The 10,791-nt window shown below is 53.5% G+C and carries 8 protein-coding genes; 3 read left to right on the forward strand and 5 right to left on the reverse strand.

The window, feature by feature from the left end; all coding sequences use genetic code 11:
* Both ACWIUF_RS11805 and ACWIUF_RS11810 read right to left on the reverse strand, forming a co-directional pair.
* A partial coding sequence (locus tag ACWIUF_RS11805) for a DUF389 domain-containing protein (protein WP_448572572.1) occupies positions 1-1,214 on the reverse strand: 1,214 nt, incomplete at its 3' end.
* Between the two features lie 59 nt (positions 1,215-1,273).
* Positions 1,274-2,842, reverse strand: a complete 1,569-nt coding sequence (locus ACWIUF_RS11810) for a cation:proton antiporter (RefSeq protein ID WP_448572574.1) — start codon at positions 2,840-2,842, stop codon at positions 1,274-1,276.
* Between the two features lie 251 nt (positions 2,843-3,093).
* On the opposite strand from ACWIUF_RS11810, the gene ACWIUF_RS11815 reads away from it, so the two are divergent.
* The gene (locus tag ACWIUF_RS11815) at positions 3,094-3,462 is read left to right on the forward strand and encodes a DUF1823 family protein (protein ID WP_448572575.1); all 369 of its coding nucleotides are present in this window, start codon (positions 3,094-3,096) and stop codon (positions 3,460-3,462) included.
* A gap of 57 nt (positions 3,463-3,519) precedes the next feature.
* On the opposite strand, the gene ACWIUF_RS11820 is transcribed toward ACWIUF_RS11815, so the two are convergent.
* The 3 genes from ACWIUF_RS11820 to uvrA all read right to left on the reverse strand — a co-directional run bounded on the left by ACWIUF_RS11820 (position 3,520) and on the right by uvrA (position 9,797).
* The gene (locus tag ACWIUF_RS11820) at positions 3,520-4,992 is read right to left on the reverse strand and encodes an O-antigen ligase domain-containing protein (RefSeq protein ID WP_448572576.1); all 1,473 of its coding nucleotides are present in this window, start codon (positions 4,990-4,992) and stop codon (positions 3,520-3,522) included.
* Positions 4,993-5,226: 234 nt separating this feature from the next.
* Entirely contained in the window at positions 5,227-5,889 is a 663-nt protein-coding gene (locus ACWIUF_RS11825; RefSeq protein WP_448572578.1) for a glycosyltransferase family 4 protein, read from the reverse strand.
* A 758-nt stretch (positions 5,890-6,647) separates the two neighbouring features.
* Complete coding sequence (gene uvrA, locus ACWIUF_RS11830; protein ID WP_448572580.1) at positions 6,648-9,797, reverse strand: excinuclease ABC subunit UvrA; 3,150 nt, start codon at positions 9,795-9,797, stop codon at positions 6,648-6,650.
* A gap of 266 nt (positions 9,798-10,063) precedes the next feature.
* Between uvrA and ACWIUF_RS11835 the strand changes: the two genes are divergently transcribed.
* Together ACWIUF_RS11835 and ACWIUF_RS11840 are read left to right on the forward strand one after the other, a co-directional pair.
* Positions 10,064-10,285 carry a DUF4278 domain-containing protein gene (locus ACWIUF_RS11835; protein ID WP_448572581.1) on the forward strand — a complete coding sequence of 74 codons (222 nt, stop codon included), beginning with the start codon at positions 10,064-10,066 and terminating at the stop codon, positions 10,283-10,285.
* Positions 10,286-10,462: 177 nt separating this feature from the next.
* The coding region (locus tag ACWIUF_RS11840) for a hypothetical protein (RefSeq protein WP_448572583.1) at positions 10,463-10,791 on the forward strand (329 nt) is incomplete at its 3' end.

Genomic DNA, 10,791 nt, shown 5'->3' on the forward strand with positions numbered 1-10,791 from the left:
GGGCTAGGGGAAGCAGCGGGGGCAAGAGGGGCAAGCTCAGTATCCTTAGGTGCAAGGTTGTCTAGGAAGGGCGTGGGGGTGGGGGTGGGGATCGCTTCGAGCGGTGGCAGGCGATCCGGAGTGGGGGGTGAGGGTAGGGTCGGCGAGAAATCGTAGAGGGGAGAAGGCAGGGTCGGCGGTACAGCCGGGCTGAGGGAGTCTGGATCATCGGTCGAGGCGGGTTGGAACCACTTGGGCAGGGGTGTATAGACCCCCGATCGCACCTCTTTGACCTCACTGACGACAAACACCACTTCGTATTGTTGGCCCATTTCCTTGGTCAGAAATTGCTCCACAAGCCCAACTTGCCGAGGGGTTGGGGGTTTATCCGCTGCGACGTACAGGTAAACGGTGGGTACTTTGCGATCCCATTCCACGCGGGTGCGGCTCAGTTGTGTCTGCTGCCCCACCGTAATGGTCCGATTGACGAGCAGGGCGCGGATCGTGGCTTGAATGCGCGATTGCCGTAGGAGATCGAAGGTCCGGAACCCCAGGGGCAGGGCCAAGGCCAGGGTGAATAGGATCGTCATCCAGGAGGAGAGGTCACGGCCTAGGTGTGGTGTTTTGGCACAGCCAGCGGTGATGAAGATGACCTGGCAGGCGAGGGTAATGCCAAAGAGGTTGGTCATATAGAGCAAGAATGCACCAAAGCTATAGCCCAGCGATCCTTGGGAGAGGGTAAGGCCGACAACGCACAGGGGAGGCATCAGAGCCACAGCGATCGCGGTTCCGGCTAGGGCATCACTCACATGGGGACGCACCTTGGCAAAACCACTGATGGCCCCCGCCGCTAGGGCAATGCCGAGGTCTAACAAATTGGGTTGGGTACGGGCCAGCACCTCTGAGCCGAACTCCGACACATTGACAATCCGTCCAACTAACCAGGACAAGCCAATCGCCAGGAGTAGCCCGATCACGATCGCCCGTAGGCTCTGGGACAACAGGGTGCGATCGCCCTCGAGGCCCGCAAGGGCGATCGCGCGGATGGGCAACATCAGGGGCGCAATAATCATGGCTCCAATAATGACGGCAGCACTATTACTCAACAGCCCAAAGGACGCAATCAAACAGGAACTCACGACTAGGACCAAGTAGTCCAGGTTGGCCTGGGACTCGGAATAGAGATCCTGGATTAAGCGGTCTAGGGCTTCGTCAGAAAGGTGCGGAATCCACATAGTACTTTCCAGCAGACCTCGGAGGTCTGGAAGACCTCCGAGGTCTAAAATTAAAATTTCTAATTTATTTCGTGATGGTTACTCAGGCTACCCGTCAGGAAAGGCGATAATTCCTGGTTCAGTAAGCCAGAGCGCACATATTCAGCATAGGTTTCCGCCTCGATCGCCTGCAACTCCTTGCGAAATTCCTCGGCGACAAAGGTGCGCAATTCAGGATCTTGGCGGTTGAGATCTTGGCTTTGTGCCTGAAGTTTGCTCAACTCGCCTTCAACCAAGGCAACCTGGTAACGATAGAACTCCGGTTCAATGCCCGGTCGCTGACGATTGTCCTGAAGATATGCCAACACGCGATTGAGGGCGGTCTGACGGGCAACGACTTCCAGGTAGCGTTGGCGGAGGGGTTGGTTCCCCAAGAGGTTCAGCCCTTCCAGCAGGGGTTTCATGGTTAGCCCCTGGACCAGGAGCGTGAAGAGAACCGTGCCAAAGACGATCGTGATAATTTCATCCCGTTCCGCAATGGCCTGGGGCACGCTCAAGGCTAACGCGATCGACACCGATCCCCGCAACCCTCCCCACCAGAGGACGGTTTGGGTGGGCAGATCGAGGGGCGGGCGGGTAACCAGATTCCCGATCAGGCTCAGTAGATAAATCCCTAAGCAGCGAATCACGAGGACGGCGGCGATCGTCACGCCAATGGGCACCAGGTTGTCCTCTAGGGTAAGCAAGCGGATCTGATCCCCAATGAGTAGGAAGACGATCGAGTTAATGAAAAAGGCCAGGAAGTCCCAGAATTCGCTGACAATCACCCGGGTGCGAGGATTCATCCCAATGCGGGAGCCAAAGTTCCCCAGCACTAGGCCCACAATGACAACGGCAATCACCCCCGATCCCCCCAACTCCTCCGTCACCAGATAGGCTCCATAGGCTGCGACGAGGGTTAATGACTGTTCTACCAGGGGCAGGTCGAAGCGCTGGGTCAGGTAGGAAATGCCAAAGCCCAGCAACCCGCCGATCCCCACGCCGATGCCTACGAACACGAGAAAGCGCACCAGGGTAACTTGGGGGGAGAAGGTTTCTAGCCCCAAGGGAATACCGACGAGGAGGACAAAGGCCACCACCGCGACGCCATCATTGAATAGGCTCTCGCCCTCTACCAGGGTCTTCAGGCGGGTGGGCGCACCCAATTCCTTGAACAGGGCAATGACGGCGACGGGATCGGTGGCGGCGAGGCTGGCCCCCACCAGGAGGGCAATCGGCAGGGCCATGCCCGTCCCCCACGTCAGGGCAAACCCAATCCCCAGGACGGACAGAATCACCCCCAGGATAGCGTAGAGACTAATGGGAAACAGGTCTCGCTTCAGATCCGACCATTTCAGGTTCCAGGCAGCCTCAAACAGCAGGGGTGGCAGAAAGATGGACAGGATTAATTCCGGGGAGAGGTTCACCAGCCGCACATCCACCGTTGCCAGCCCCAGGCCCACAATGACCAGCAGCAGGGTATAGGGAATTTGGCGTGCCCACGCAAAGATCTGCGGCAAGGTGGCTACGCTCAGGGATACGGACAGAATTAGCAGAAATTTTTGTAAGCCCTGTTCGATCGCCAGACTGCCTGGGGTTTCAAGTGCCATTCCCTTATCTCCTCAGTGTCCACTGCTCAGGTCCCTATTCTAAGGGGTACGGTGGTCTGTTCAGGGAAAGTGACTCGCTAAGGAACGGGGCAGGTGAGGCCGATCGCGCTCCGGGGGGGAGCTTGACGGGAGCATGGCTGATCCTTCAGGATGCTGGATATCTTTCCGATCGCGCCTCAATTCCGCGCCTAAATACAGACATCAATCACCCATAATCATCCCTACAGACAGATACGGATACGGATACTCGCATGATGGAATTACCCCCCCTCGATCGCACGACGATCCAAGCCATTGTGGCTGATACCTTACCCGATGAAGTGGTGAATCAGTTGGTCTGGCGTGCTTTAGGCTATCGGTATGATCCAGTGCAGCGCTGCTGGGATAATCGCCAGGTGGCGGCTGAGTGGCGCGATCGCTATCCAGAACCACCCAATTTTTTAGAATCTCGTCCGGCCACGGTGCAATTAACGCGATCGATTCCACCGGAGAATAAACAATTACTTAAGGAAGAGTTAGGTTTTGCGGGTTATAAAGTCGGTGAACTCCAACCCCGCCTAACCCGTCGGGCCACGGCAGCGAATTGGTTGCTGAGCTATCTAAAACAAACTGAGTCTTAAAAACATTTGTATCAGGGGGTGGGGGGCAGCTCTGTCGCCTCCATTAATCGAGGCTCCCTAGGCACGGTAGGAACGGGCAGGGAGTAAGGGCTGGCTTCGCACGGATGAGCGTAACGGCTGCGAATTGAGCTTTTCGCGGGGCTTCATCACCACCGTGGCTAAGCCACCACTCGCCAACGTATAGATCGCATTGGGAAAAGCATTCAAGGCGCTATCCCAAACATATAAAACCAGGATGATTGCTAAACTAGCTGCTGCCGCCACCTTGGGGAATCGCCAGGTATAGGCAGGATATCGAAAAAAAGCGAAGCTTAAAGCTGGCAACAAAAATGTCAGGCAGAAGCCATAAAGACCGATAATCCCTCGAACACCAAACTCGATAATCCAGATACTATCCGTCACTGAAATATCTTCTCCTTCCTCATTAAATACCCGATTACGTCCAGCTCCTTGGCCCCACCCCAGGACAAATCTCTGACGAGCATGATCTGATAGCAATTCCTCATTTTGTAACCGAAAGCGCAGGGACCCTTCCCGTTCCTCTGCGGCATCTGTAGTACCAGAGTACATAAACTCCCTGACTTGGGGAATCTGATAAAGCTGTCCAGTTGCGCCCAAGGAGACATAGGAAACACTAATGAGAGCGATCAAGGCTAAAGGAATGGCCGTTCGCGCAAATTTTGCCGCCAACAAAACCAATAGCCCTAACAAAATATAATAGTAAGCGCCGGTGGAACGAACTTGTATAAAGACAAATACTAAGCCGCCAATAATCCAGGACGTTGGATAGTTCCAGATTTTTTTGGGAAGAACTTTCATTTGCCATAGCCAAACCCCAATTAAGGTCGCTGCCATCATCCACATCCCGACGGCTAAACCATGTTCCATAAAGATAGTTGGTCGATAGCCACCTAGTCGAAATGTTTGTAAATAAGAACCAATTCGAGCCGGACTTCCGTATACCCAGAGATGCAGATTAGGCGTTTTAAAGTTTTCAAATAAAGATAATGGTGCATAGATTAAACCTCCAATAAAAATACCAATCGCCAGTTGATTAAGATCTGATAGATTCCGTAGATAAATACGTCCTAATAGGTAAGGAACTAGCCACACCAATATATTTTGAATCATTGGTGTAGTTACACTAAGACCATTTGTTACTTGGGAAGGGATGATAGACAAAATCCAGATAATCACCGGAATATCTAGCAATCCCGGACGGAAAGATAATAAATAATTAGGATAATAAATCAGTGTAGCCAGGATTGCGCCAATACTGGTAGCAGTTGTTTTATTAATCACAAAATCATTGCGAATAACAATCCCTGTTTCTGGCAGAAATAAAACAGCAACAAGAAAAGAAATAATGAGTGCTCGTTGGGGAGAAAAACGCTTAAAAATATAAACAACGACAAAGATCCAACTATACAAAATCAATCTAACAAACGGCCTTAAAAGTCCTTTGGCTACAAATGCGCATCCAAGTATAAAACCATATAATAAGATGAGGGGTAGAAATTTTTTTGACATTTTCTAGGCTCTAGCTATTTGCTGCTAAAGATTGTTGACATTGATTCACTGGGCAATGGAAAATTTTCTACGAGGTAGGGAGCCGCCCAGTAGAACGAACAGAGGGTGAGCCAGACGCGTCATTGTGCGCGAAATATCAGTCCTCCGTCAAGCCGCACTGCCTGGCTTTGCACCATCACCCTGATGATCCTCCGGGTGCATAAGCTCATCTAGATGCAGCCCATGAGTGGCCGTTTATTGGGCAGAATTTTTTAGGATAGTCTGAAGCGCAGCTTCAAACCGATCGGTCGCTTCTTCCCAAGTATAGCTAGTTGCCTGACGATAGGCACGATCGGAGATTTGTTGCCACTCTGCCTCTGGGCAACACATGAGCTTCACAATCGCCGCAGCCATTGCCTGGGGATCTTCGGGCGGGACGAGGATACCCCCACCCTCTGCCAATAGTTCTGGGGCAGCCCCAGCGGGCGTGCCAATCACCGGGGTGCGACAGGCCATTGCCTCTAGAATTGGTAGGCCAAAGCCTTCGATACGACTGCTAAACAACCAGGCGTCACATTGGGAATAAATATGCTTGAGGTTGGTTTGGGGTGGGGTTTTAAAGTACTGAGTATTTGCCGGTAGGGGCAATTCCGGCAGGGGATCGGTAGTGCCAAAGGCGATCAGGCGCAGGTTGGGTATGCTTTGGGCAGCGATCGCAAACGCTTCGATGCTCAGATCACAGCCTTTCCAGTAGGGTTGGGCATATAACATCCCAATCGTCGGAATTGGATTTCTGCTTCTTGGCGGGGCATAGAATAACGTTGTGTCAACACTATTGGGGATCAAAAAAACTTGAGAATTCTCATATTTATGACACAGAAGATCCCGCAACCATGCAGCAATAGTAATTTTAGGCATTGGTAAGCGGTAGGTTGCTTCCACTCGCGACCCTGTAAAATAATCAAAAGCTTCGTGATTTTGGACAAAGTAGACCTTTGTCCCTTTCCGATCGGGTAGTTTAGCAACCCATTCTGCGGTTTCCCACCAAGTTGCAATTACAATATCTCCATCGGGAACATCCCTAGGGTTAAGGGGTGGAAAATGGTGGATAAGGCGGTGATTAAGTTTCTCCGGATAACTATATGAAGAAATACTTTGACTAGCCTTGAAGAAATCCCTACCCCACAATAATTGCTTGATATTTTGGCGAAGGCTAAGCATATAGGGATTGAAGGAAACAATAGTTACCTCATGACCACGTTTTTGTAATTGCTTAGCGTACATAGCAACTACTCGAACGCCCCCATTCAAGTTGGCTAGTCGTAGGATGAAACTAATTCTCACGCGTTACGCTATCATTGCTGTTCTTGCCTTTTTATTGCAAATTTTATTGTAAAATAGAAATTCTCCTGAGAATTTGATATCCAAGGTAAGATGGAACGCCTGCCATAAATGGACTGTTCCCAAATTAGCTCCAGAAACAAACCAGAAGCACAGCTACTTTTACTTTAAACGACTAACGCTAACTTGCCTAGCTTGAGATGAACGCAATCTACTCGGCACCTCGAAAAATACAAATCTTGCGCTCACAAGCAACGTAATCTCGTCGGTTGAGACGGTTCAACTGCTTCGCTTCCAAATTAATCGAGGTGCCCGACTGATTAGCCACTGACCCCTTAAATCGGAGATCCAGACAAGATTTGTTTTAAATAGTAACCAGTATAGGATGCCGGTACTTGGGCGACTTGTTCTGGCGTCCCCACCGCAATGATTTCACCACCCCGATCGCCGCCTTCTGGACCCAGGTCAATAATCCAGTCGGCACAACGGATCACATCGAGATTGTGTTCGATCACCAGGACCGTGTTGCCCTTATCGACGAGCCGTTGGACCACATCCAGCAGCTTATGGACATCATAGAACGATAATCCCGTCGTAGGTTCATCAATTAAGTAAAGCGTTTTGCCCGTCGCCCGCCGCGACAGTTCCGAGGCCAACTTGACCCGTTGGGCTTCGCCGCCAGAAAGGGTGGGGGCCGGTTGACCGAGGCGGACGTAACCCAGGCCCACGTCCAGCAAGGTTTGGAGACGCGCCGCTGCTTGGGGGATATTCTGGAAGCAGTCGAGGCTTTCTTCGACGGTCATGTTCAGGACATCGGCGATCGAATAGCCCTTGTATTTAACTTGGAGCGTTTCCCGGTTATAGCGGGCACCCTTGCAGACCTCGCACTGGACATAGACATCGGGCAGGAAGTTCATCTCGATCACATTCACGCCTTGACCGGCGCAGGCTTCGCAGCGGCCCCCCTTGACGTTAAAGGAGAATTGACCCGGCTTATAGCCCCGTGCCTTAGCCTCGATCGTTTGGGTAAAGAGATCCCGAATCGAGTCGAAGGTGCCGGTATAGGTGGCGGGGTTCGATCGCGGCGTGCGGCCAATGGGAGACTGGTCAATGACGATCGCCTTATCTAGGGCATTTAAGCCCTTAATTTCATCCAACTCCTGGGGGAAGGGGACCTTGTGACCAAAATGATGTTGCAGAGCCGGATAGAGCAATTCATTAATCAATGTAGATTTACCAGAGCCGGAAACGCCCGTGATGCAGACTAGTTTGCCCAGGGGAATCTCCACATCCAGGTTTTTCAAGTTATTACGGCGAGCATTTTTCAACCACAGACTGCGACCATTGCCCGCTCGCCGTTGGGCCGGGGTTTCAATGCGGCGGCGACCGGATAGATAGGCTCCGGTGAGGGAGTTAGGGGCATTCATCAACGTTACCAGATCCCCCTGGGCAACAATCTTCCCGCCGTGGACCCCGGCACCGGGACCAATATCGACTAGATGATCGGCAGCCCGGATCGTTTCTTCGTCGTGTTCGACCACAATCAGGGTATTACCGAGATCCCGCAGTTTAGTGAGGGTGCGCAGGAGCCGCCCATTATCGCGCTGGTGCAGGCCAATGCTGGGTTCATCCAAAACGTAGAGCACCCCCGTGAGGCCAGAGCCGATCTGGGTCGCCAGCCGAATGCGTTGGGCTTCGCCGCCGGAAAGGGTCATGGCCGTGCGATCGAGGGTCAGATAATCCAACCCCACATCCAGGAGAAACTGCAACCGTGCCCGAATTTCCCGCAACACAAGATCCGCGATTTGCATCTGGCGGGGGGAAAGCAGGGCCGATTCTGTTGCTGATTCACCCGTGAGCGATCGCACCCGCTCTAAGCAATCCCGAATGGAAACCCCGGTTAGGTCAGTAATGCGATAGGGACCCAAACGAACGGCGAGGGATTCCGGCTTCAGGCGTTTGCCGCCACAGGTGGCACAGGGGCGATCGACCAGATATTGCTCCAGCTTCTGCTTGTAGAGATCGGAACTCGATTCCTGGTATTGGCGCTGCAACATGGGCAGGATGCCTTCAAAGCGGCGGTAGTAGCCCTTGCTTTGGCGATAGCGCGAGTCGGCTTCGATCAAAATCGGTTCGGGGGAACCGTTGAGCAAAATGTCCTGCTGGCTGGTAGACAGCTTTTCCCACGGGATGTTGACATCAAAACCAAAGGCATTGCCGACACTAAACAAGAGAGACAGGTAATAGGTATTGTCCTTATCGGACCAGGGCGCGATCGCGGCATAGACCGGTAGCGTCGGATTCGGGATGACCAGATCGGCTGAAAAAACGCGCAGGCTGCCGAGGCCGTGGCAATCGGGACAGGCTCCATAGGGAGAATTAAACGAAAACAGCCGGGGGGACAGTTCCTCCATCACCGCGCCGTGTTCGGGACAGGCAAAGTTTTCAGAAAAGACCAAGGGGGGCGGTTGGTCTGCCTCAGGGGGAGAATTCCCATTGGCCGCATAGGCCCCACCCATTGCCGCTGCCTTGGCTGGGGGGCGTTCACCGGCTTTAACTTGGGGCAGTTCAACGACATTTGTAGGGACTTGACGATTCTCCTGGGAAGACGCTGCGCGATCGCGGGCATCGCCCACCAGATCAATGACGGCAATGCCCCCCGCGTGCTTGAGGCAGGTGGTGAGGGAATCGACTAGACGCTCTTGCAACCCTTCTTTTTTGACCAGGCGATCGACGACGATTTCGATCGTATGCTTCTGGTTTTTATCCAGATCGATCGCGTCTCCCAGTTCCCGAACTTCACCGTTAATCCGCACCCGGACAAAGCCCTCCGCCGCCAGACTCGACAGCAGCTTTTTATGGGTACCTTTTTTACCCCGCACCACCGGAGCCAGGATTTGGAAGCGGGTGCGATCGGGCAGTTCCATAATGCGATCGCACATCTGGTCAATCGTCTGGGGCGCGATCGAACGATCGCAGTGGGGACAGTGGGGTTCCCCAGCCCGTCCGTAGAGGAGGCGCAGATAGTCGTAAATTTCGGTGATCGTGCCCACGGTCGATCGCGGGTTGTGGGAGGTGGATTTCTGGTCAATGGAAATCGAGGGACTCAAGCCTTCGATCGCATCCACATCGGGTTTATCCACCTGGCCTAGAAATTGGCGGGCGTAGGCACTCAGGGATTCCACATAGCGGCGTTGCCCCTCGGCAAAAATCGTATCGAAGGCAAGGGAGGACTTACCAGACCCGGAAACCCCGGTGAAGACAATGAGGCGATCGCGGGGTAAATCCAGGTCAATGTTTTTAAGGTTATGCTGTCGTGCCCCCCGAATGCGGATCATATTCTGGCTGGATCGGGGGGCGAGGTGACCGTTGGCGGGAAGGTGGTGGCCATTAGGCTCTGGGCTGGCACCCGGGGTAGCCGACTGCGTTCGCGGAGCGTCTCCACTAGCGGCTGGGGTGTCTGAGCGTTGGCGACGTTTAGGCATGGGGACAGCAGACGATGATCCTTAACACTATAACGCCCTAATTTGTTGGTCTGAATAATTAACTGACTGACGAGCGATAGCTATGCCAAGTGAGTGATGCCTGTCACCGTCAGGTTGCCCGGATGTCACTGGCCACAGCGCCTACCCTCACGGCGTGTCATCAGTATTATCACGGTGATCGGGGGCTGCCATCACTGCCGAAGTCGGGGGATCTCGCGATGATAGAAGCATCAAAGATTTCCCACACACACAATGAGGTGTTTCCCATGTCTCTCCAATATCGCGGTATTGCCTACGAACGACCTGTCAACAGCCTGCCAACGACGACCACTAAGCGGATCGGTAAGTATCGGGGTGCAGAGGTTGTGATGGCGATCGTGACCGATACCGTCCACGCCCAGCCGACCCCGGCCTTGACCTATCGGGGGGCACGCTATGGCACAGTGACCCCAAGTATGCCCACTTCCCTCTCGCCCGCTCTGCTCTAGTCCAGTTGACCGGACAAATTGAATTCTTGCTGGTTCATGCAATCCTCAAGGCCGCTCCTCATTTATGATGGGGAGTTTTTTTTGGGTACCGGAACCTAGGGCCTGTCAAGAGGGCACTACAATTCCAATAGGAAGAGCGACACACTCCATGTTGATACCCAAAGGCGACGGTCCACGATGGCAACTGAGCGTTTTCCGTTGGCCCCCATGTCGCCCCTGATTCGGAACCTGACGATCGGGCTACTGCTGTTGCCCGTGGGCTTCGCGATCGCGGCGCTGCTCCAACCCCAAGGGGAACTGGCGGGAGTGGCCCTGGTCTTAGTGATCCTCTACGCCGGGGTTTGGTTGGGATGCCGTCCGGTAGCCTTTGAGGTGACCGATCGCGACCTGGTGATTGTCTTTCCCGTCTGGCAGCGGCGATTGTCCCTGGCGACGATTACGGCGGCCCAGCCAATGAGCGCGACGGCCTTTGCCCAACGCTTTGGCTGGGCCGTGCGGGTGGGGGT

This window comes from Trichothermofontia sp., assembly GCF_053493415.1.